The sequence below is a fragment of the Burkholderia sp. AU16741 genome (assembly GCF_002223345.1).
GTDB classification, from domain to species: domain Bacteria; phylum Pseudomonadota; class Gammaproteobacteria; order Burkholderiales; family Burkholderiaceae; genus Burkholderia; species Burkholderia sola.
On sequence record NZ_NKEZ01000001.1, the window covers coordinates 45,898 to 66,750 of the forward strand.

20 protein-coding genes are annotated in these 20,853 nt (G+C 66.9%); 14 read left to right on the forward strand and 6 right to left on the reverse strand.

Annotated elements, in window-relative coordinates:
- Nucleotides 1-10: 10 nt before the first annotated feature.
- The 6 genes from CFB89_RS00255 to CFB89_RS00285 all read left to right on the forward strand — a co-directional run bounded on the left by CFB89_RS00255 (nucleotide 11) and on the right by CFB89_RS00285 (nucleotide 6,228).
- Nucleotides 11-1,225, forward strand: coding sequence for a cation:proton antiporter (locus tag CFB89_RS00255; protein ID WP_089466293.1), 1,215 nt, complete (start codon nucleotides 11-13; stop codon nucleotides 1,223-1,225).
- 14 nt (nucleotides 1,226-1,239) lie between these two features.
- Nucleotides 1,240-2,355, forward strand: coding sequence for a YbdK family carboxylate-amine ligase (locus CFB89_RS00260; RefSeq protein ID WP_089466294.1), 1,116 nt, complete (start codon nucleotides 1,240-1,242; stop codon nucleotides 2,353-2,355).
- Between the two features lie 503 nt (nucleotides 2,356-2,858).
- The gene (locus CFB89_RS00270; RefSeq protein WP_089466296.1) at nucleotides 2,859-3,497 is read left to right on the forward strand and encodes a MarR family winged helix-turn-helix transcriptional regulator; all 639 of its coding nucleotides are present in this window, start codon (nucleotides 2,859-2,861) and stop codon (nucleotides 3,495-3,497) included.
- Nucleotides 3,498-3,525: 28 nt separating this feature from the next.
- The gene (locus CFB89_RS00275; RefSeq protein ID WP_089466441.1) at nucleotides 3,526-4,236 is read left to right on the forward strand and encodes a glutamine amidotransferase; all 711 of its coding nucleotides are present in this window, start codon (nucleotides 3,526-3,528) and stop codon (nucleotides 4,234-4,236) included.
- Between the two features lie 171 nt (nucleotides 4,237-4,407).
- Complete coding sequence (locus tag CFB89_RS00280; protein ID WP_089466297.1) at nucleotides 4,408-5,520, forward strand: NADH:flavin oxidoreductase/NADH oxidase; 1,113 nt, start codon at nucleotides 4,408-4,410, stop codon at nucleotides 5,518-5,520.
- 177 nt (nucleotides 5,521-5,697) lie between these two features.
- Nucleotides 5,698-6,228, forward strand: coding sequence for an SET domain-containing protein (locus CFB89_RS00285; RefSeq protein ID WP_089466298.1), 531 nt, complete (start codon nucleotides 5,698-5,700; stop codon nucleotides 6,226-6,228).
- Between the two features lie 143 nt (nucleotides 6,229-6,371).
- On the opposite strand, the gene CFB89_RS00290 is transcribed toward CFB89_RS00285, so the two are convergent.
- On the reverse strand, nucleotides 6,372-7,856 hold the full coding sequence (locus CFB89_RS00290; RefSeq protein WP_089466299.1) for a sensor histidine kinase: 1,485 nt from the start codon (nucleotides 7,854-7,856) through the stop codon (nucleotides 6,372-6,374).
- Nucleotides 7,857-7,976: 120 nt separating this feature from the next.
- A complete protein-coding gene (locus CFB89_RS00295; protein WP_006401494.1) occupies nucleotides 7,977-8,669 on the reverse strand; it encodes a response regulator transcription factor in 693 nt (230 codons plus the stop codon).
- Nucleotides 8,670-8,791: 122 nt separating this feature from the next.
- Here CFB89_RS00295 and CFB89_RS00300 point away from each other — a divergent pair, with 122 nt between their 5' ends.
- On the forward strand, nucleotides 8,792-9,022 hold the full coding sequence (locus CFB89_RS00300) for a DUF3717 domain-containing protein (protein ID WP_006401493.1): 231 nt from the start codon (nucleotides 8,792-8,794) through the stop codon (nucleotides 9,020-9,022).
- A 99-nt stretch (nucleotides 9,023-9,121) separates the two neighbouring features.
- On the opposite strand, the gene CFB89_RS00305 is transcribed toward CFB89_RS00300, so the two are convergent.
- A complete protein-coding gene (locus tag CFB89_RS00305) occupies nucleotides 9,122-9,430 on the reverse strand; it encodes a 4a-hydroxytetrahydrobiopterin dehydratase (RefSeq protein WP_089466442.1) in 309 nt (102 codons plus the stop codon).
- A 137-nt stretch (nucleotides 9,431-9,567) separates the two neighbouring features.
- Nucleotides 9,568-10,461: a phenylalanine 4-monooxygenase gene (phhA, locus tag CFB89_RS00310; protein WP_218828338.1), complete on the reverse strand. Its 894-nt coding sequence runs from the start codon at nucleotides 10,459-10,461 to the stop codon at nucleotides 9,568-9,570.
- A gap of 138 nt (nucleotides 10,462-10,599) precedes the next feature.
- Between phhA and CFB89_RS00315 the strand changes: the two genes are divergently transcribed.
- A complete protein-coding gene (locus tag CFB89_RS00315; protein ID WP_006408082.1) occupies nucleotides 10,600-11,085 on the forward strand; it encodes an Lrp/AsnC family transcriptional regulator in 486 nt (161 codons plus the stop codon).
- A gap of 63 nt (nucleotides 11,086-11,148) precedes the next feature.
- Here CFB89_RS00315 and CFB89_RS00320 read toward each other — a convergent pair whose 3' ends face one another.
- Both CFB89_RS00320 and CFB89_RS00325 read right to left on the reverse strand, forming a co-directional pair.
- Nucleotides 11,149-11,682: a class IV adenylate cyclase gene (locus CFB89_RS00320; protein WP_089466301.1), complete on the reverse strand. Its 534-nt coding sequence runs from the start codon at nucleotides 11,680-11,682 to the stop codon at nucleotides 11,149-11,151.
- 195 nt (nucleotides 11,683-11,877) lie between these two features.
- Nucleotides 11,878-12,777 (reverse strand): LysR family transcriptional regulator, encoded by a 900-nt coding sequence (locus tag CFB89_RS00325; protein ID WP_089466302.1) that lies wholly within the window; start codon nucleotides 12,775-12,777, stop codon nucleotides 11,878-11,880.
- A gap of 286 nt (nucleotides 12,778-13,063) precedes the next feature.
- Between CFB89_RS00325 and CFB89_RS00330 the strand changes: the two genes are divergently transcribed.
- The 6 genes from CFB89_RS00330 to CFB89_RS00355 all read left to right on the forward strand — a co-directional run bounded on the left by CFB89_RS00330 (nucleotide 13,064) and on the right by CFB89_RS00355 (nucleotide 19,979).
- Nucleotides 13,064-14,749 (forward strand): GMC family oxidoreductase, encoded by a 1,686-nt coding sequence (locus CFB89_RS00330; RefSeq protein ID WP_089466303.1) that lies wholly within the window; start codon nucleotides 13,064-13,066, stop codon nucleotides 14,747-14,749.
- A gap of 431 nt (nucleotides 14,750-15,180) precedes the next feature.
- Nucleotides 15,181-15,960, forward strand: coding sequence for an ABC transporter ATP-binding protein (locus tag CFB89_RS00335; RefSeq protein ID WP_089466304.1), 780 nt, complete (start codon nucleotides 15,181-15,183; stop codon nucleotides 15,958-15,960).
- A complete protein-coding gene (locus CFB89_RS00340) occupies nucleotides 15,957-16,712 on the forward strand; it encodes an ABC transporter ATP-binding protein (protein ID WP_089466305.1) in 756 nt (251 codons plus the stop codon). Before CFB89_RS00335 ends, CFB89_RS00340 begins: the two co-directional genes overlap by 4 nt.
- A 77-nt stretch (nucleotides 16,713-16,789) precedes the next feature.
- Nucleotides 16,790-17,989 carry an ABC transporter substrate-binding protein gene (locus tag CFB89_RS00345; RefSeq protein ID WP_089466306.1) on the forward strand — a complete coding sequence of 400 codons (1,200 nt, stop codon included), beginning with the start codon at nucleotides 16,790-16,792 and terminating at the stop codon, nucleotides 17,987-17,989.
- A 128-nt stretch (nucleotides 17,990-18,117) separates the two neighbouring features.
- Entirely contained in the window at nucleotides 18,118-19,002 is an 885-nt protein-coding gene (locus tag CFB89_RS00350) for a branched-chain amino acid ABC transporter permease (RefSeq protein WP_034188182.1), read from the forward strand.
- Entirely contained in the window at nucleotides 19,002-19,979 is a 978-nt protein-coding gene (locus CFB89_RS00355; protein WP_179233354.1) for a branched-chain amino acid ABC transporter permease, read from the forward strand. Before CFB89_RS00350 ends, CFB89_RS00355 begins: the two co-directional genes overlap by 1 nt.
- Nucleotides 19,980-20,853: the final 874 nt, after the last annotated feature.

A 20,853-nucleotide genomic window follows, 5' to 3' on the forward strand; every position in this document is an offset into this window, starting at 1 on the left:
AGTCACCACGATGAAGTCGGCGTTCTCATTCCTGCCCAACTGGCCGCTCGCGCCGGATGCCGTGTTCTGGGCCGGGCTCGCATTGTTCGCAGCCGGCCTGTGCGGCGAGCTGTGCTATCGCGCGTGGCGCCTGCCGCGCATCACCGGCTATGCCGTGATCGGCCTGATCGCCGGTTCGTTCGGATTCGGCGTGATCGACACCAGCACCGACGAAACCTCGCGGCTGCTGATGGACGTCGCGCTCGGCCTACTGCTGTTCGAACTCGGCAGCCGCCTCGACCTGCGCTGGATCCGGCGCAATCCGTGGCTCGTCGCGTCGAGCCTCGCGGAAGCCACGCTCACGTTCGTGCTCGTGTTGTTCGTGATGCTCGCGCTCGGCGTATCGGGGATGGTCGCGCTGGTGCTGTCGGCGATCGCGATCGCGACGTCGCCGTCGATGGTGATTCAGCTCAAGACCGAACTGCGCGCGGAAGGGCAGGTGTCGCAGCGCCTGATCACGCTCACCGCGCTCAACAGCGTGTACGCGATCGTGCTGACCAAGCTCGTGACGAGCTGGCTGCACCAGGAAGCGTACGGCAACGTTTTCGCGACGATCCTGCAACCGCTCTACCTGCTCGCCGGTTCGTTCATCGTCGCGTATCTCGTCGCGCGTTCGTGCAACTACCTGTTCCGTCACATGACCGCGACGATGCGCGACGAGCATTCGTTCGTCGCGCTGTTCGGGCTCGTGATGCTCGCGATCGCCGTCGCGCAGGCGCTGAAGCTGTCGACGCTGCTCACGCTGCTGCTTGCCGGCATCATCGTGAAGAACCTCGAGGCGCGGCCGCAGCTGTGGCCCGAGCACTTCGGCACGGCCGGCTGGCTGCTGACGGTGGTGCTGTTCGTGCTGACGCTCACGTCGTTCACGTGGGGCGACATCGCGCTCGGCGGGCTGCTCGCGATCGTGCTGATCATCACGCGGCTCGCCGCGAAGCTGGCCGGCGTCGTCGCGTTCGCGAAGCCGAGCGGCCTCGGGATGAAGCAGGGCATCGCGCTCGGCATCGCGCTCACGCCGATGTCCGCGCTGTCGTACCTGCTCGTCGACGATACCTACCAGCTCTATCCCAATTTCGACCCGCACCTGCGCGCGATCGTGATGTGCTCGATCGTGATCCTGCAGCTCGTCAGCCCGTTCGTCGTCTATCGCTGCCTGTCGGCGGTCGGCGAACGCAGCGACGGCAACTGATTCCGGAACCTGCCATGGCACTCGAAACCTTCGTCAATTCCGAACCGTTCACGTTCGGCGTCGAACTGGAGATCCAGGTCGTCAACACGCACAACTACGACCTGACCAAAGCGGCGTCCGACCTGATGCGCCTGATCCAGGGCGAGACTTTTCCCGGCAACATCACGCCGGAAATCACCGAAAGCATGATCGAGCTGTCGACCGGCATCTGCCATTCGCACGAGCAGGCCGTCAGCGAACTGCATGCGATCCGCGACGTGCTCGTGAAGGCGGCCGACCAGCTCAACGTCGGGCTGGCCGGCGGCGGCACGCATGCGTTCCAGCAATGGAGCGACCGGCAGATCTACGATGCGCCGCGCTTCCAGTACATCTCCGAGCTGTACGGCTATCTCGCCAAGCAGTTCACCGTGTTCGGCCAGCACGTGCACATCGGCTGCCCCGATCCCGACAGCGCGCTGTTCCTGCTGCACTCGATGTCGCGTTTCATTCCGCACTTCATCGCGCTGTCCGCGTCGTCGCCGTTCGTGCAGAACGTCGACACGGGCTTCCATTCGGCACGCCTGAATTCGGTGTTCGCGTTCCCGCTGTCGGGCCGCGCGCCGTTCGTGCTGACCTGGGACGCCTTCGAGGAGTACTTCACGAAGATGGTGAACACGGGCGTCGTGAACTCGATGAAGGACTTTTACTGGGATATCCGGCCGAAGCCCGGCTACGGCACGATCGAGGTGCGCGTGATGGACACGCCACTGTCGGTCGACCGCGCGGCCGCGATCGCCTGCTACATCCAGACGCTCGCACGCTACCTGCTGACCGACCGGCCGCTGAAGCTGTCCGAGGACGATTACCTGGTCTACACGTTCAACCGTTTCGAAGCGTGCCGCTTCGGGCTCGAGGGCACCTGCGTGAATCCTCAGACGGGCGAGCGCCGCACGATCGCGGAAGACATCCTCGACACGCTCGACCGGATCGCGCCGCATGCGGCCGCGCTCGGTTCGCGCGCGGCGCTCGACGAGATCGGCGCGCTCGCGAAGGCGCGCGTAAACGACGCATCGTGGTTGAGAACCGTTTTCAAACAGGAAAAATCGCTGAACGAGACGGTCCGGCAGCAGTGCTTACGTTGGCGCGAGTGAAAATATGTTTTGCAGATTGCAGAATCGACCGCGCCGCGATTCGCTGAACGGTTATCGGCGCCCGGTCGCGACGAAATCGTTGCCGGGCGCCGTCGAAATCTGTGGATAACCGGATATTCCGCTGCAAAGTCAATGCCCTGCAGGCGGGATAACCCGGTGGATCGTCACCGCACGGCCGATGGCCGATTTGAACAGGAAAATACCGGCGCGCCCCTTTCGCCGGCGCGCGACATTGCGCGCACAACGAAAAAATCCGGTTATTCGGCGATTTTCCACAGCATGCAGGGGATAACTTAGCTGTGCGATTTTCCGCTCTCGCTTAGAATGTCGGCTTTGCGGACACCGGAACGGTGCGTGTCTCTCCGGTCGCCGCGAACGCGACCGCCGCGTGTGCCTCGCGACGGCCGTGCTGACGCACTCGAGAGAGGCGTCTGTTTTGAGATAGATTCGATCTCCACACTACGGCCGCTCGGCCATCCGGGCGGCGGCAAAGCGAAAAGACTATGAGCGAAGGCGTTTACGGGAACCAGGCTGCGGGACGTGTGACCCACAGCCTGCTGCGGTTGAGCACGGCCATGCGGAGCGAGGCATGGGATTGGGCGGAAGGCGCTGGCCTCACGCCGACGCAAGGCGAAATCCTCGTGCTGCTGCTGCAGCGCAAGGGCCCGATGCGGCTCGGCGAGATCGCGCGCGAGACGCAGCTCACCGCGGCCACCACGAGCGATGCGGTCAGCACGCTCGAGACGAAGGGGCTCGTCGAGAAGCGCCGTGCGCTGGACGACGGCCGCGCCCTGGCCGTGCGCCTGTCGGCACGTGGCCGCACGGCCGCGAAGAAGGCGCTGCAATGGCCTGAATTCCTGACGAAAGCGGTCGGCAAGCTCGGCGCGGACGAGCAGGGCACGCTGCATCGCGCGCTGCTGAAGACGCTGCGCGAGCTGCAGGTGGCCGGCGCGACGCCGCCGCAGCGCATGTGCCTGACGTGCACCCACTTCCAGCCGGGCAAGCCATCGAAGAAGACCGTGCATCACTGCGCGGTGCTCGATATCTCGATGTCCGACAGCGATCTGCGTCTCGACTGCTCGGTGCAGGAAGAAGCCGACGCGGCGACGCAGAAGAAGACCTGGAAGATTTTCGCCGGCTGACGTCCGTCGATCGACCGGGAGGCCGATGATGAACGCTGAAGTCGTGGCGATCCGCCACGTGCATTTCGAGGATCTCGGGAGCTTCGAGCAGGTGCTCGGCGAACGCGGTCGACGGGTGCGCTATGTCGATGTCGGATCGTCGCGGGTCGAGGTGCTCGACGTGCACGAGCCGTCGCTGCTCGTCGTGCTCGGCGGGCCGCTCAGCGTGTATGACGACGCGCAGTATCCGACGATCGCGCCGCTCTTGGCGCTCGTGCGCCAGCGCATCGACGCGGGGCTGCCGATCCTCGGCATCTGCCTCGGCGCGCAGTTCATCGCGCGGGCGCTCGGGGCGCGCGTCTATCCGGCCGCGCGGCACGAGCTCGGCTGGGCGCCGCTGACGCTCACCGACGCCGGCCGCGCGTCGCCGCTGCGCCATCTCGACGGCGCGACGACGTCGATGCTGCACTGGCATGGCGATACGTTCGACCTGCCGGGCGGTGCGATCCATCTCGCGTCGACGCCGGCTTGCCGCCACCAGGCATTCGCATGGGGGCAGCACGTGCTGGCGCTGCAATGCCATCCCGAGATCCGTACCGATCGCTTCGAACCGTGGTTGATCGCGAACGCCGGCGAAATCGCCGCGACGCCCGGCATCGACGCGCGCCAGTTGCGCGCCGAAACCATGCAGCACGGCCCCGTGCTCGAGACGGCCGCCCGGCACATGTTCGCGGAGTGGCTCGGCAGCGTCGGGCTCTGACGTCGCGGGCCGGCGCATCGCCGTCCGTCGCGCACGCCGTTTGTTCCACGTCCCGCCGGCATCCGGCCGGCCGTACCTGACCATCCGCTTACTGCCGAGCGCGCCATCTGCACGCTTCAGGCGTGCGTGCTACGCTCGTCCGCTCTTTCCCTTTCCTGGCGAGCGGCTTCCATGACTGCGCTGTTTTCTCCGTTCACGCTGCGCGGCGTGACCCTTCCGAACCGGATCGTGATTTCCCCGATGTGCCAGTACTCGGCCGAACGCGGCGAAGCGACCGACTGGCACATGATTCACCTCGGCCATCTCGCGCTGTCGGGCGCCGGGCTGCTGTGCATCGAGGCGACCGCGGTGGAACCCGACGGACGCATCACGCATGGCGATCTCGGCCTGTGGGACGACGTGACCGAAGCCGCGCTGAAGCCGGTGCTGGCCGCGATCCGCAAGCATTCGCCGATCCGCATCGCGATGCAGTTGTCGCACGCGGGGCGCAAGGCGTCGAGCGCGGCGCCGTGGGAGGGCGGCCAGCTCGTGCCGGTCGCCGACGGCGGCTGGCTGCCGCACGGCCCGTCGGCCGTGCCGCACAAGGACGGCGAGACGCCGCCCCTCGCGCTCGATGCCGCGGGCCTGAATCGTATCCGCGAAGCCTTCGCGGCGTCGGCCAAACGTGCCGCACGACTCGGCATCGATGCGATCGAAGTGCACGCGGCGCACGGCTACCTGCTGCATCAGTTCCTGTCGCCGCTCGCGAATCGGCGCACCGACGAATACGGCGGATCGCGCGAAAACCGGATGCGGTTTCCGCTCGAGATCTTCGAGATCGTGCGCGCCGCGTTTCCGGAGGATCGGCCGGTCGGCGTGCGCGTGTCCGCGACCGACTGGGTCGAAGGCGGCTGGGAGCTCGACGATACGATCGCGTTCGCGCACGAACTGAAGCGCCGTGGCTGCGACTGGATCGACGTGTCGTCCGGCGGCGTGTCGCCACTGCAGAAGATTCCGCTGTCGCCCGGCTACCAGGTGCCGTTCGCGCAGGCCGTGAAGCGGGCGGTCGGCATGCCGACGATCGCGGTCGGCCTGATCAACGAACCCGAGCATGCGAACCGGCTGATCGAGGCCGGCGATGCCGATCTCGTCGCGATGGCGCGCGCGATGCTGTACGACCCGCGCTGGCCGTGGCACGCGGCGGCCGAGCTCGGCGCGCAGGTGACGGCGCCGCCGCAGTACTGGCGCTCGCAGCCGCGCGAGCACAAGGCGCTGTTCGGCGACGTGTCGTTCGGCCAGCGCTGAGCGCATCGCGCAATATTGCGCGCGATGTTGAACGAAGCAATCGCGAACGTGTAGGATGCGGGTGATTCGCCGCATGCCCCGACGCGGCACCGATCGGTGCCGCGTTTTCGTTTGGCGCGGCGCCCGGCCGCGATCGCGGTCGCTTCCGTTCAAGTCGTCTTCACAAGGATTGGTTCGATGAGTTCACGCAGGATCGCGGTGCGCCGCTCGGGAGTACACGGCAAGGGCGTGTTCGCCGTGGCGCCGATCAAGGCCGGCGAACGCGTAGTGGAATACAAGGGCGAGCGAATCTCGTGGAAGGAAGCGCTGCGCCGCCATCCGCACGACCCGAGCGAGCCGAATCATACGTTCTACTTCGCACTCGACGAAGGCGGCGTGATCGACGGCAAGGTCGACGGCAACAGCGCGCGCTGGATCAACCATTCGTGCGCGCCGAACTGCGAAGCCGAGGAAGTCAAGGGCCGCGTGTACATTCACGCGCTGCGCGACATCGGCCCGGAAGAGGAGCTGTTCTACGACTACGGCCTCGTGATCGACGCGAAGCTGACGAAGAAGCTCAAGCGCGAATACGCGTGCCACTGCGGTGCGGCATCGTGCCGCGGCACGTTGCTCGCGACGTCCGACGAAGGCGGGAAGAAGAAAAAGAAGAAGGACAAGAAGGACGGCAAGCCCGCGTCCGGTTCGAAGGACAAGAAGAACAAGAAGTGAGGCAGGCGGCAGCGCATCGCGCGCTGCCGCTGTCGTTTCAGCCGGCGGCTGCCGCGTGGTGGCGGCCCGGCATTCGCTTTGCGCCGGCGGGCGGCCCGGTCGACGGGCCGGCGGTTGCCCGCCGCGGCTCGCTCGGCGATCGCTCAGTGCGTCGGCGCCGCAGCCGGCGTTTCGCTGGCCGGCTTTTCCGTTCGCGTCGTGAGCGGCACTCGCACCACGAACCGCGAGCCGCCTTCCGATGCATCCTCGTACGACACGGTGCCGCCATGCATCGCGATGATGTCGTGCACGATCGCGAGCCCCAGCCCGGCGCCGGTTTCGACACCGTTGCCGCTTTGCGCGTCGCCGCGGAAGAAGCGCTTGAACAGGTCGGCCTGCTGGTTCGCGGGCACGCCGGGGCCGTTGTCCTCGACGACGATCTCGGCGGCCGGCTGGCCGTCCTCGAGCGCGGCGCGCGCGACGTTCACCGTGATCCGCGCGCCGTTCGGCCGCGCGAGCGGCACGTACTTCAGCGCATTGTCGAGCAGGTTCGCGATCACCTCGCGCAGCAGCACCGGGTTGCCGCGCACGATCAGCTTCTCGTCGTCGCCCGGCTCGTCGCTGCGCTGGAAGCCGAGGTCGACGTGCGACGCGAGCGCGCGCGGCACCCATTCGGCGCCCGTCTCGAACGCCATCGCCGCGAGATCGACGTCGACGAAGCGGGCGGCCTGTTCGCCCGGCTCGGCCCGCGCGAGCGACAGCAACTGGTTGGACAGCCGCACCGCGCGGTCGGCCGCTGCGCGCAACTCGCGCACCGCAGCGTAGGTCTGGTGCGGGTCGCGCGCGACGGCCGCCTGCTCGGCATGCAGCTTCACCGCGGTGAGCGGCGTGCGCAACTGGTGGGCGGCATCGGCGATGAACTTGCGCTGCGCGTCGAGCGCGGTCTTCAGACGGCCGAGCAGCGCGTTCATCGCGCTCGTCAGCGGCCGGATCTCCAGCGGCACGTCGGTTTCGTCGACCGGTTCCAGCGACGTGTGGGTCTGCCGGTTCAGCGAATCGGCGAGATGCGTGAGCGGGCCCAGCTGCTGGTTCACGACCCGCCATACGATGCCCCAGCCCGCGAGCAGCAGCAGCAGCAGCGGCATCATGATCGCGACGAGGAATTCGGCCGCGATCCGGTAGCGGTGCCGCACCGGCTGCGCGACTTCGACGACCATCGGCCGGCCGCCCTCGACGTTGTCGACGCGCACCTGCGCGACCCGCACCGCGCGGTTGTCGTATTCGGCCTCGAACACGTACGCGTGATGCATGCGGCGCACGTTGATGCCCTGCAGCGGCAGCTTCGGATCGCCGGCGAGTTCCTCCTCGCCGTCGCTGATCCGGTAGATCAGCGCTTCGGCCGGATCGGAGAACATCGCCTGCGCGAGCGGCGGCACCGTGAACGGCGCGTCGGGGCCGGCGATCTGGATCTGCTTGGAGATGGCGGTCGCGAGATCGGCGAGCGAGCGGTCGATCACGTGCTGCGTGTATTGCCACGCGAGCCAGTAGGCGATCAGGCCGCTCATCAGCGCGAGCATCGACAGCGGGGCGGCGAGGCGCCGAAGCAGCGAGCGGCGCAGGCTGGTGGTCACAGCCGGATCAGGAGACATTTCGACGGGCAAAGGGATAAGCGCCGCTCACGGGGAGCGGCGCGGTCGTGCGCCGGGAGCGGCGACGTGGAGCGGCACGCATGCACCGGCGGCACGCGGCCGGCCGGCGCGCGGCGTCGCTCAGACGCTCGCCGTCTGGCGGATTTCCTGCAGCAGGTAGCCGAAGCCGCGCACCGTGACGATTTCGACCCGGCACTGCTCGAGTTTCTTGCGGACGCGGTGCACGTAGACTTCGATCGCGGTGTCGCCGAGATCGCCGCCGAAGTGCGTGAGGTGATCCTGCAACTGCGCCTTGCTGACGACGCGGCCGTGACGCAGCAGCAGCATTTCCAGCACCGCGAATTCGCGCGGCGACAGTTCGAGCGGCTTGTCGTCGTTGAAGATGCGGCGGTCGACGCCCGACAGGCGCACGCCGCCGAGCGACACTTCCGGGCGCGGCATGTCGCTGTGCGGGCCGCTGCGGCGCATCACCGCGCGGATGCGCGCTTCGAGCTCGGCCGGCTCGAACGGCTTGAGCATGTAGTCGTCGGCGCCGGAGTTCAGGCCCTGAATCCGGTCGTTCAGCTCGTCGCGGGCGGTCAGCACGATCACGGGCGTGTGGCGGTTGGTCTGGCGAAAGCGCGTGAGCAGCGTCATGCCGTCGATGCCCGGCAGGCCGAGGTCGAGGATCACGAGTTCGTGGCGGTTCTGTGCCAGCGCCTGTTCGGCAAAGATGCCGTCATGCACCATGTCGACGGTGAAGCCAGCCTGCTCGAGGCTGCTCTGGATACCGCGTGCGATGGGGCGGTCGTCTTCGATCAGAAGGAGTCGCATGAAGTTCGCTCAAGTACAATGGGTTGGCGGTTCAGGCACGCGGACAGCACGACGCCGTTTCCACAGGAACGCCGCATCGCCTGACATCAAGCATGGCGGCCAGCGAACGATTAAATCCAAACATGTCCGATATTTCGATCCACGACCTAGAAGCCGCGATCAATTTCTGGCGCGCCCGCTCGCCGTCGAGCGGCGACGAACTCAAACTCTGCGAAGAGGCCAGCGCGCTTTCCAAGCCGTATGCGCTGCTGATTGTACAGCGCGAAAGCGCGCTGCAACTGGAAGGATTGGACCCCAAGGCGCGGAAAGCGTACGAGACTTACGTGCGCCTTAAGGATGGCTTGGAAAGCTGAAGGCTTTCGCTGAGTACATCCTAGAAAACGTTCAGCGAAATGAAAAGTTGACGCGCCGCGCACGGAAAGATGCGCGGCGGTGGAGGCGGCACTCGGAATTCAGGCGCCCGGTTGCGCATGCGTGGCGGCGCCGTCGATGAACCGCGCGAGTTCGATGTCGCGTTCGGTCAAGCCGTCGGCGTCGTGGGTCGACAGCGTGACGTCGACGCGGTTGTACACGTTGAACCATTCCGGATGATGGTTCATCTCCTGCGCCTTGATCGCGACACGCGTCATGAAGCCGAATGCCTCGTTGAAATCGGCGAAGCGCAGGCGGCGCTGGATCGCGTCGCGGCCCGGCACGGCGGTCCAGTGCGGCAGGTTTTCGAGCCGGGTCTTGCGTTCTTCGGATGTGAGCTTGTGGATCATCTTGCACCTCTCGTTCGGTAACGGCGCCCGCGCGCGGTTGCGCCGCGCGGCGAAGCCCGCATCGTTCATTGTTTCATAGTTGCGGAAAGGGCGACGGGCGACGGGCAGCCGGCAGCCGGCGGGGGGCGCCCGACGTGTCACGCGTCGGCGTCGTCGGGCCAGCCTTCGCCCGTGCCGCGATGCAGCACGCGGTCGGTGTCGAGCACCGCGCCGGCCGCGAATTCGGGCAACGCCGCGAGCCGGTCGGCCAGCGCGCGGCCATCGACGTCGGCGAGCGCGAACAGTTGCGCGAAATCGTCGATCACGAAGTAGGTCTTCTGGAACGTGTCGATCCGGTACTTCGTGCGCATCACGCGCTCGAGGTCGAACCCGAGCCGGTTCGGCGCCGCGCTTTCGAGGCTGTACAGGCTTTCGCCCTTGCTCGACACGATCCCGGCGCCGTAGATCGACAGCCCGTTCGTGCCGCGCGGGTCGCGGATCAGCCCGAATTCCACCGTATACCAATAGAGGCGCGCGAGCCGCGCCAGCGCCGCTTCGTCGTCGGCGACCGCGAGCGCGGTGCGGCCGTACGCCTGCATGTAGTCGGCGAACACCGGGTCGATCAGCAGCGGCACGTGGCCGAACAGGTCGTGGAAGCAGTCGGGTTCCTGCAGGTAGTCGAGCTGGTCGGGGCGGCGCATCCACCAGGTGACCGGGAAACGCCGGTTCGCGAGGTGCGCGAAGAACACGCGGTCGGGCACGAGGCCGGGCACCGCGACGATTTCCCAGCCGGTCGCGGGCTTCAACTGGCGGTTCACGTCGGCGAACGACGGCATGCGATCGGCCGGCAGCGCGATCTTGCCGAGCCCGGCCACGAACGCGTCGCACGCGCGGCCGCGCAGCAGCGCCGACTGGCGCGCATAGAGCTGCTTCCACACCGCGTGGTCGACCTGGCCGTAGCGATGCAGCGGCTGGTCGATGGTGAAATCGGCGCGGGTTTCGAGGCCCGCGTCGAACTGTTCCTGCAGTTTCGCGGTGACGACGGTGGACATGATCAGGCTCTGCACGCTGTAGTGGGGACCATGCAAGTGTAGAGCGGGCTGTGCGCGGATTGGGCGCATAGTTGGCGTTTATTCGTCGGAAGATGCGATAATCGCGCATCAAATTACGAATCAATGCGGAGAATGCTCATGCTGGAACTCGACCACTTCGATCTCGCGCTGCTGGACGTGCTGCAGCGCTTCGGTCGCGCGACGCATCAGCAGCTGGGCGAGGAAGTGCCGCTGTCGCCGTCGCAGATCGGCCGGCGGCTGCAGCGGCTGGAGGCGGCCGGCGTGATCGAAGGCTATCGCGTGATGCTGCGGCCCGAGAAACTCGGGCTCGGCGTGACCGCGTTCACGAGCCTGAAGCTCAAGCATCACGGCGATTCGATCATCGAGCAGTTCCAGCAGCAGATCGACGTGCTGCCCGAGGTGCTCGAATGCCATGCGGTGGTGGGCGATGCCGACTACCTGCTGCGAATCGTCGCGCCGGATCTCAACGCGCTGTCGCAGTTCGTGATGAAGAAGCTGATGCGGGTGCCGGGCGTCGACAGCGTGCGCTCGAACATCGTACTGACGACCTTCAAGCGAAACGGTGCGCTGCCGCTCGCGCATCTGGCGCCGGGTGCCGCGTGACGGGGAGGCAGCCGCGGCATCGGCGCTGAAGGCGGCGCGACGTACCGCCTTCGATGGGCTCGATCAGACCGTTTCGGGCTGCGCGTCGGCGTTCAACAGATCGACGTACGCAACCGCGACGAGATCGTCCTGCGCCACGCCGAGTTTCCCGAACACCTCGTGCGCTTCGGCTTCGCCGCCCGCTTCGTCGTCGTCGGGGCCGAGCACGACTTCGAGCTCGATGAAATCGCCGAGACCGTCGACGCGGTCGAGGTGGATGCGCGTGCGGCCGGCGAGGTACACGTGCCGCTCCTTCGTCACGATTCCGCGCGTGGTCAGCGCGGTCGCGAGCAGCGAATGCATCGCGTCGGGGTTCGTCACCGGGCTGCGCGTGTAGTACGACGCCTTCGGGCCGTCGCGATCGTCGCGCTGGTAGAAGATCAGCTCGGCCGGCGTGCCGTCCTCGAAGCGGCGCAGCTTGAGCCGGCCGCGCGGCACGTCATAGAAGAAATCCTGCTGGCGGTAGAAGAGCGGCGCTTCGGTCGCGAGCTGCGCCGCCCGTTCGCGCAGCCGGTCGAATTCGCGGGCGCGGGCTTTGATCTCGATGTTGCGGGCCATGCGGGTCTCCTTCAATCGGGGTCTCGCGGTGTGCGAACGCACAATCTAGCAAAAAGCCTGCGATGGTGGCGTGACGAGCGGACGGGGCGCGGCGACACGACGCGGGGCGCGCGATTCGGCTCGCGACGGCGAGCCGCGGCATGCGTCAGGTGCCGAAACCCGCTGCGTCACCGGCCGCATCGTCATCAGCAACCCTCATATCGCCCACTGCGCTTCGATCAGCCGGAGCGCGGCCGCGATCGCCGGCTCGTCGCGTCGCTCGGCGAGCGTCACGAACGTCAGCTCGGTCGGCACCGTCACGCGTTCGACGATCGTCAGCGCATGCGCGTGCGCCTCGGCCAGCGCGGTCGAATCGCGCGCGAGCGTCAACCCGATCCCCGATTTGACGAGATCGAGCATCGACTGCTCCTGGTCGACCTCGGCGACCTTCGCCGGCTGCGCGCCGGCCGCGGCGAACAGGCGCGACAGCAGCCGGTGGTGGGCGGACGCCGGCGGCGTCCAGATCCACGGCAGCGCGGCGAGCGCGCGCCAGTCGTGCGCGCGCTGCACGCGCTCCTTCCAGCCGGCCGGCGCGAGCACGCGGTATTCGAAACGCGTGAGCGTGACGGTGTGGAACAGCGCACCGTCGCGCGGCGAATCGTCCTCGGGCCGGCCGATGTAGTAGCCGACGTCGAGCGCCTGCGCGCGCACCTGTTCGAGCACCCAGCCCGACATCCCGTGGCGCAGCGCCGTTTCGATCTGCGGATGGGTCTCGACCAGCGCGCGCAGGAAGCCGCCGAGCCGCAGGAAACCGGGATCGAGGATCGTGCCGATCCGCAGCCGGCCGCGCACCTCGTGACGCAGCGCGGCAGCGGCGCGCTGTACGTCGGCGGCCGCGGCGAGCGCGCGCTCCGCGTGCGGCAGCAGCGTCTGCCCGTCGCGCGTGAGCGCGAGCCCGCGCGACGTGCGCGTGAACAGCACGACGCCGAGCGTTTCCTGCAGATGCTTGATCTGCAGGCTGACGGCCGGCTGCGTCAGATGCAGCTGCACGGCGGCGCGCGTGAGGTTGCCTTCGCGGGCGACCGTCGCGAACGCGCGAAGCAGGGTGAGATCCATCGTCGTGATATGAGCGCGGCTTATAACGCAGTTCAGCATAACTCATTGGATCGGTGGCCGCGCGCGGGAGTACGCTTCATCGGGTCGGGCGCGCGGGGCCGCAGGCGCGGCGCGCGATGCGACGCACTATGCTGGAAATGACGCGCGGCACCGCGCCGCGCGGTACACAACAACGAGCTTCGCACGGGGGGCCGGAGTCAGCGCTGAAGCGCTCATTCGGGCCGACCGCGAAGCATGCGGCTCAGGTAAGCGCGAAGCGTTGACCCGAGCCGACAGGAGACACGCCGTGAGTACTCAACGCACGCTCGAGGGCGAATTCGACTATGTGATCGTCGGCGCGGGCACCGCGGGCTGCGTGCTCGCGAACCGCCTGACCGAGGATCCCGACATCAGCGTGCTGCTGCTCGAAGCGGGCGGCAAGGACGACTATCACTGGATTCATATCCCGGTCGGCTATCTGTATTGCATCGGCAACCCGCGCACCGACTGGCTGTACAAGACGCAGCCGGAGGCGGCGCTCAACGGCCGCGCGCTGTCGTATCCGCGCGGCCGCGTGCTCGGCGGCTGCTCGTCGATCAACGGGATGATCTACATGCGCGGCCAGCGCGAGGACTACGACAACTGGGCGCAGGAAACCGGCGACGCCGGCTGGTCGTGGGACAGCGTGCTGCCGATCTTCAAGCGCAGCGAGGATCACCATGCGGGCGCGAGCGACGCGCACGGCACGGGCGGCTACTGGCGCGTCGAGAAGCAGCGGCTGCGCTGGGAGATCCTCGAATCGTTCGCGCAGGCCGCGCAGCAGACCGGCATTCCCGCCACCGACGATTTCAACCGCGGCGACAATGCCGGGGTCGGCTACTTCGAAGTGAACCAGAAGCGCGGCGTGCGCTGGAATACGTCGAAGGCGTTCCTGCGGCCCGCGATGGCGCGCCCGAACCTGACCGTGATCACCGGCGCGCATGCGCAGCGCGTGATCTTCGACGGGCGGCGCGCGGTCGGCGTCGAGTACCACGGCGGCGGCACCGACTACGTCGCGCGGGCGCGCTCGGAAGTGCTGCTGACGTCCGGCGCGGTGAATTCGCCGCAACTGCTCGAACTGTCGGGTGTCGGCGATGGCCGGCGGCTGCAGGCGCTCGGCATCGACATCGTGCAGGATCTGCCGGGCGTCGGCGAAAACCTGCAGGATCACCTGCAATTGCGGATGGCGTTTCGCGTCGATGGCGTGCGCACGCTCAACACGCTGTCCGCACGCTGGTGGGGCAAGCTGATGATCGGCGCCGAATATGCGCTGCTGCAGCGTGGGCCGATGTCGATGGCGCCGTCGCAACTGGGCGCGTTCGCGAAATCGGATCCGGACGATCCCGCGCTCACGCGCCCCGATCTCCAGTATCACGTGCAGCCGCTGTCGCTCGAACGCTTCGGCGAGCCGCTGCACGGCTTCAACGCGTTTACGGCGTCGGTCTGCCATTTGCGTCCGACCTCGCGCGGCAGCGTGCACGTCACGAGCGCCGATCCGGGCAGCGCACCGGCGATCGCGCCGAACTATCTGTCGACCGATCACGATCGTCATGTTGCCGCGAACGCGCTGCGCCTCACGCGCCGGATCGCATCCGCGCCGGCGCTCGCGCGCTATCGCCCCGAGGAAATCCTGCCGGGCATACGGTACCGGACCGAGGCCGAACTGATCGACGCGGCCGGCGTCGTCGGCACGACGATCTTCCATCCGGTAGGCACCTGCCGGATGGGGCGCGCCGACGACGCGCGCGCGGTGGTCGACGGCCGGCTGCGCGTGCGCGGCATCGCGGGGTTGCGGATCGTCGACGCATCGGTGATGCCGTTCATCACGTCGGGCAACACCAATTCGCCGACGCTGATGATCGCCGAGCGCGCGAGCGACATGATTCGTGCCGACCGCCGTGCGGCGCGCGAAACGACGTCGGTCCGAACCGAGGCCGCGGCGACGGCGGCATGACGGCTCGCTGATCCGCGCGCCAGCGGGCCGTCATGCGAACGCCCGCTGATTCGCTATGCGAAACAAGCCGCCGGCGCCTGCGCGCGAACGGCGAGATCCGTGCAAGCCGCGCCGTCGCGCGGTTTTTTTCGTCGCGTGCGTGCCGGGTCCTGCCGCAGTTCAACGCGTGATGATGCACGTATCAAAAAAGCACGGTGAATAACCGCGCGCCGTCGCGCCCGATATGGCGGCGACCCCTATAAGTGCAAATCCCGATGATTGCACTGCACCAACGGCGCGACAATGTCCCGCAATGTGCATACGCGTCGGCGCGGGAGACCACCCTCGAGGCGTACCACGGCGCCCGGGGCAGCCGGCTGATCCGCTGACCTGTTCGCGGCCGCTTGCGCCAGGCTTCCCGGTGCTTCGCCTGACTTCGTACGGAAGGGAACATGATTCTCGGCGACACGATTCTGGAAACACGCGGACTGACGAAGGAATTCAGGGGCTTCACCGCCGTGAACGGCGTCAACCTGCGTGTGCGGCGCGGTGCGATCCATGCATTGATCGGGCCGAACGGCGCGGGCAAGACCACCTGTTTCAACCTCCTCACCAAATTTCTGACGCCGACGGCCGGCCAGATCGTCTTCAACGGCATCGACATCACCGACGAGCGCCCCGCGCAGGTCGCGCGGCGCGGCATCATCCGCTCGTTCCAGATCTCGGCCGTGTTTCCGCACCTGACCGCGCTGCAGAACGTGCGCATCGGCCTGCAACGCGCGCTCGGCACCGAATTCCATTTCTGGCGCAGCGAACGCACGCTGAAGCGGCTCGACGATCGCGCGATGGACCTGCTCACGCAGGTCGGCCTCACCGATTTCGCGCACGTGCCGACCGTCGAGCTGGCCTATGGCCGCAAGCGCGCGCTCGAGATCGCGACGACGCTCGCGATGGAGCCCGAACTGATGCTGCTCGACGAGCCCACGCAGGGGATGGGCCACGAGGACGTCGACCGCGTGACCGCGCTGATCAAGAAGGTCGCGAACGGCCGCACGATCCTGATGGTCGAGCACAACATGAACGTGATCGCGGGAATCTCCGACACGATCACCGTCCTGCAACGCGGCGAGGTGCTGGCCGAAGGCTCGTATGCGGAAGTGTCGAAGAATCCGCTCGTCATCGAAGCCTACATGGGCAGCGCCGACGCGGCGCTCGCGGGGGCGCACGCATGAAGCACAGCGAACGGGAGGAACGCGAATTGAGCGGCGTCGAGAGCGGTACGCCTGCGCTGGAAATCACGGGCCTGGAGGCCTGGTACGGGGAATCCCACATATTGCACGGCGTCGACCTGACCGTGCATCGCGGCGAGGTCGTCACGCTGCTCGGCCGCAACGGCGCGGGCCGCACGACGACGCTGCGCGCGATCATGGGCCTCACGGGCCGCCGCAGCGGGTCGATCAAGGTTGCCGGCCACGAGACGATCGGCCTCGCGACGCATCGCATCCCGCATTACGGCATCGGCTATTGCCCGGAGGAGCGCGGGATCTTCTCGAGCCTGTCGTGCGAGGAGAACCTGATGCTGCCGCCGCTGATCGGGCCGCGCGAGCACGCGATGTCGCTCGACGAGATCTACGCGATGTTTCCGAACCTCGCGTCGCGCCGGCAGAGCCAGGGCACGCGGCTGTCCGGCGGCGAGCAGCAGATGCTCGCGGTCGCGCGGATTTTGCGCACCGGCGCGAACCTGCTGCTGCTCGACGAGATCTCCGAGGGCCTCGCGCCGGTGATCGTGCAGGCGCTCGCACGGATGATCGTCGCGCTGAAGGCGCGCGGCTACACGATCGTGATGGTCGAACAGAATTTCCGCTTCGCCGCGCCGCTCGCCGACCGCTTCTACGTGATGGAGCACGGCAGCATCGTCGAGCATTTCCGCGCATCCGAACTGGAAGGCAAGATGCCGACCCTGCACGACCTGCTCGGCGTGTGATGCCGCCTCGTTCCCCTTGCCGCTAGCCGTGGCGGCCCTCGAACAACCACAACGCATCAGAACAACAGGAGACGTCAATGAAAATGAAGACCCTCGCACAGGCCTGTCTCGCGCTCGCGGCCGCCGCGTTCACAGCCGGCGCCGCCCACGCGGCGGATACCGTGAAGATCGGCTTCATCACCGACATGTCGGGGCTTTACGCGGATATCGACGGGCAGGGCGGTCTCGAGGCGATCCGCATGGCGGTCGCGGACTTCGGCGGCAAGGTGCTCGGCAAGCCGATCGAGGTCGTCTATGCCGATCACCAGAACAAGGCCGACATCGCCGCATCGAAGGCGCGCGAATGGATGGACCGCGGCGGCCTCGACCTGCTGGTCGGCGGCACGAACTCGGCCACCGCGCTGTCGATGAACCAGGTCGCGGCCGAGAAGAAGAAGGTCTACATCAACATCGGCGCGGGCGCCGACACGCTGACCAACGAGCAGTGCACGCCGTACACGGTCCACTACGCATACGACACGATGGCGCTCGCGAAGGGCACCGGTTCGGCGGTGGTGAAGCAGGGCGGCAAGACGTGGTTCTTCCTGACGGCCGACTACGCGTTCGGCAAGGCGCTCGAGAAGAACACGTCGGACGTCGTGAAGGCGAACGGCGGGCAGGTGCTCGGCACGGTGCGCCACCCGCTGTCCGCGTCGGATTTCTCGTCGTTCCTGCTGCAGGCGCAAGCGTCGAAGGCGCAGATCCTCGGCCTCGCGAACGCGGGCGGCGACACGATCAACTCGATCAAGGCCGCGAAGGAATTCGGCATCACGAAGACGATGAAGCTCGCCGCGCTGCTGATGTTCATCGACGACGTGCACAGCCTCGGCCTCGAAACGACGCAGGGCCTCGTGCTGACCGACAGCTGGTACTGGAATCGCGATGCGGCGTCGCGCCAGTGGGCGCAGCGCTACTTCGGCAAGATGAAGAAGATGCCGTCGAGCCTGCAGGCGGCCGACTACTCGTCGGTGACGACGTACCTGAAGGCCGTGCAGGCCGCCGGCACGACCGACTCCGACAAGGTGATGGCCGAGCTGAAGAATATGAAGATCAACGACTTCTACGCGAAGGGCTACATCCGTCAGGACGGCAGCATGATCCACGACATGTACCTGATGGAAGTGAAGAAGCCGTCCGAATCGAAGGAGCCGTGGGACTACTACAAGGTGCTCGCGACGATTCCGGGCGAACAGGCGTTCGGCACCAAGCAGGAGACGCGCTGCGCGTTGTGGAAGTAGGCATCGCATGGCGGCGCGCACGGGCGCGCCGCACGGTGGCGGCCGCAGCGACGTGCCCGCTGCGCCGTCCGCATGCGCGTCGCAAGGAAGTTGCGCGCGCAACGAAACTCATTCTGACGGCTAAGTCGATGGAAATCTTTGGCATTCCGTTGCCGGCGATGCTGAGCCAGTTGCTGCTCGGGCTCGTCAACGGCTCGTTCTACGCGATCCTGAGCCTTGGGCTCGCGGTGATCTTCGGGCTGCTCAACGTGATCAACTTCGCGCACGGCGCGCTGTTCATGCTGGGCGCGATGCTCGCGTGGATGGGGCTGTCGTATTTCGGGCTGCCGTACTGGGCGATGCTCGTGCTGGCGCCGCTGGTGGTCGGCGCATTCGGGATCGCGATCGAGCGCTCGATGCTGCGCTGGCTGTACAAGCTCGATCACTTGTACGGGCTGCTGCTCACGTTCGGCCTCACGCTGGTCGTCGAAGGCGTGTTCCGCTCGATCTACGGATCGTCGGGGCAGCCGTACGACGTGCCGTCGCAGCTGTCCGGCGCGACCAACCTCGGCTTCATGTTCCTGCCGAACTATCGCGCGTGGGTGGTCGTCGCGTCGCTCGCGGTGTGCCTCGCGACGTGGTTCGTGATCGAGAAGACGCGCCTCGGCGCGTACCTGCGCGCGGGCACCGAAAACCCGAAGCTCGTCGAGGCGTTCGGCGTGAACGTGCCGATGATGATCACGCTCACCTACGGCTTCGGCGTCGCGCTCGCCGCGTTCGCGGGCGTGCTGGCCGCGCCGGTGATCCAGGTGTCGCCGCTGATGGGCCAGCCGATGATCATCACCGTGTTCGCGGTGGTCGTGATCGGCGGGATGGGCTCGATCCTCGGCTCGATCGTCACGGGCCTGCTGCTCGGCGTGATCGAAGGCTTCACGCGCGTGTTCTATCCCGAAGCGTCGGCCACCGTCGTGTTCGTGATCATGGCGATCGTGCTGCTGTTCCGCCCGGCGGGCCTCTTCGGCAAGGAAAAATGATGCAGAGAAAAGTGCTCTACGGCGTCCTGCTCGCCGCACTGCTCGCCGCGCCGTTCATCGGCGCGTATCCGGTGTTCGTGATGAAGGTGCTCGCGTTCGCGCTGTTCGCGGCCGCGTTCAACCTGCTGATCGGCTATACGGGGCTGCTGTCGTTCGGCCATGCGATGTTCCTCGCGACGGCAGGCTATGCGACCGGCTACTCGATGCAGACGCTCGGCTTCACGCCGGAGCTCGGCGTGCTGGCCGGCACCGTCGCCGCGACGCTGCTCGGGCTCGTCGTCGGGCTGTTCGCGATCCGCCGGCAGGGCATCTACTTCGCGATGATCACGCTCGCGTTCGCGCAGATGGTCTACTTCATCTATCTGCAGGCGCCGTTCACGCACGGCGAGGACGGCCTGCAGGGCGTGCCGCGCGGCCGGCTGTTCGGGCTGCTCGACCTGTCGAACGACGTCACGCTGTACTACGTCGTGCTGGCGGTGGTCGTGGCCGCGTGCGCGTTCATCGTGCGGGTCGTCCATTCGCCGTTCGGCCAGGTGCTCGTCGCGATCAAGGAGAACGAAGCGCGCGCGATCTCGCTCGGCTACGACACCGACCGCTTCAAGCTGCTCGCGTTCATCCTGTCGGCCGCGCTCGCGGGCCTGGCCGGCTCGCTGAAGGTGCTCGTGCTCGGCTTCGAGACGCTGTCGGACGCGTACTGGACGATGTCGGGCCTCGTCGTGCTGATGACGCTCGTCGGCGGAATGGGCACGCTGTTCGGGCCGCTGCTCGGCGCCGCGCTGATCGTCGCGCTGGAAGACCGGCTCGGCGACATCGGCGAATGGCTCGCGTCGACGACGGGCATCGGCTGGTTCCATTCGCTCGGTGAATCGGCGACGATCGTCACCGGACTGATCTTCATCGCGTGCGTGCTGGCTTTCCGGCGCGGGATCGTCGGCGAGATGGTCGCGCGGATCAAGCCGCTCAGGGCATCGTCGTGAGCATGCCGTGTGCGTCGCCCGCGTTGATGCGAAGCACCATCCCGCTCGCTCGGGGAAGGGCGCCGCCGCAGGCGCGGGCCGTCGCCGCGCGGCAGATTGGTGCCCCATTTTCGTGCGGCGATGCACCATAGGGGTAAATGCTAAGTTGTCGTGGTGCTTAAGCCTCTTTAAGATTCACCTCAGTTCTGATGCACCGCGAAACGAATTTGCAGGTGGAGAACGAGGAGACAATCGAGGCACAAAGTGCCCGGACCCCAAAGCGCTGTTGGACGGAATCCAACAGCGCTTTTTCATTTGCGTGCACGGATTTCATCGGTGGTGCATCGGGCCGCCTTCCGCGTTTGCGTTCGCACCGCGTCTTTTCCCGTTTTCCCTTTCTTGCGATCCGTTCACCGACGATGTGCGATCCTGCACAGGCGCTTCGGGCTTACCCGGTTGGCGTGCGCGAAAGGCGTCCGTTACACTCGGCTTTCGCCGACCGTGCGGTCGGGAAAATCGGTCGGCAGTTCTCCTACAAGCACAATGCAGAAGAGGGAGTACGGTTGGATGAGCAGCGCAGCACGGTGGATCGGGGCAGGAGGCGCGGCGGGCGCCGTTCGTTCGTCATGGGGTGCGCGATGGGTCGTCGCGGCATTTCCGAGCCGTTCCAGGGCCGGTATGCGCGTCCCGGCGCCAGCGCGGGTCGTTGCGCTCGCATCCGTCTTCTTATCCGTTTGCGCAATCGCATGAGCGGCCGGCTTTCCGATGTGTCGTCGCTTGCCGTGCGTGCCGACCCTCGATGCGCGCGCAACGCGCTTCCCCGCGCTTCCTCATTTCTTCGCTTGCTTCATCCTGACGACACCGCTGCTGCGCATCGTGACGGTCGAACGGCCGT

Coding starts and splice junctions, on each gene's coding strand:
- CFB89_RS00255 (WP_089466293.1), top strand. CDS start 11: ATGAAGTCGGCGTTCTCATTCCTGCCCAACTGGCCGCTCGCGCCGGAT.
- CFB89_RS00260 (WP_089466294.1), top strand. CDS start 1,240: ATGGCACTCGAAACCTTCGTCAATTCCGAACCGTTCACGTTCGGCGTC.
- CFB89_RS00270 (WP_089466296.1), top strand. CDS start 2,859: ATGAGCGAAGGCGTTTACGGGAACCAGGCTGCGGGACGTGTGACCCAC.
- CFB89_RS00275 (WP_089466441.1), top strand. CDS start 3,526: ATGAACGCTGAAGTCGTGGCGATCCGCCACGTGCATTTCGAGGATCTC.
- CFB89_RS00280 (WP_089466297.1), top strand. CDS start 4,408: ATGACTGCGCTGTTTTCTCCGTTCACGCTGCGCGGCGTGACCCTTCCG.
- CFB89_RS00285 (WP_089466298.1), top strand. CDS start 5,698: ATGAGTTCACGCAGGATCGCGGTGCGCCGCTCGGGAGTACACGGCAAG.
- CFB89_RS00290 (WP_089466299.1), bottom strand. CDS start 7,856: ATGTCTCCTGATCCGGCTGTGACCACCAGCCTGCGCCGCTCGCTGCTT.
- CFB89_RS00295 (WP_006401494.1), bottom strand. CDS start 8,669: ATGCGACTCCTTCTGATCGAAGACGACCGCCCCATCGCACGCGGTATC.
- CFB89_RS00300 (WP_006401493.1), top strand. CDS start 8,792: ATGTCCGATATTTCGATCCACGACCTAGAAGCCGCGATCAATTTCTGG.
- CFB89_RS00305 (WP_089466442.1), bottom strand. CDS start 9,430: ATGATCCACAAGCTCACATCCGAAGAACGCAAGACCCGGCTCGAAAAC.
- phhA (WP_218828338.1), bottom strand. CDS start 10,461: ATGTCCACCGTCGTCACCGCGAAACTGCAGGAACAGTTCGACGCGGGC.
- CFB89_RS00315 (WP_006408082.1), top strand. CDS start 10,600: ATGCTGGAACTCGACCACTTCGATCTCGCGCTGCTGGACGTGCTGCAG.
- CFB89_RS00320 (WP_089466301.1), bottom strand. CDS start 11,682: ATGGCCCGCAACATCGAGATCAAAGCCCGCGCCCGCGAATTCGACCGG.
- CFB89_RS00325 (WP_089466302.1), bottom strand. CDS start 12,777: ATGGATCTCACCCTGCTTCGCGCGTTCGCGACGGTCGCCCGCGAAGGC.
- CFB89_RS00335 (WP_089466304.1), top strand. CDS start 15,181: ATGATTCTCGGCGACACGATTCTGGAAACACGCGGACTGACGAAGGAA.
- CFB89_RS00340 (WP_089466305.1), top strand. CDS start 15,957: ATGAAGCACAGCGAACGGGAGGAACGCGAATTGAGCGGCGTCGAGAGC.
- CFB89_RS00345 (WP_089466306.1), top strand. CDS start 16,790: ATGAAAATGAAGACCCTCGCACAGGCCTGTCTCGCGCTCGCGGCCGCC.
- CFB89_RS00350 (WP_034188182.1), top strand. CDS start 18,118: ATGGAAATCTTTGGCATTCCGTTGCCGGCGATGCTGAGCCAGTTGCTG.
- CFB89_RS00355 (WP_179233354.1), top strand. CDS start 19,002: ATGCAGAGAAAAGTGCTCTACGGCGTCCTGCTCGCCGCACTGCTCGCC.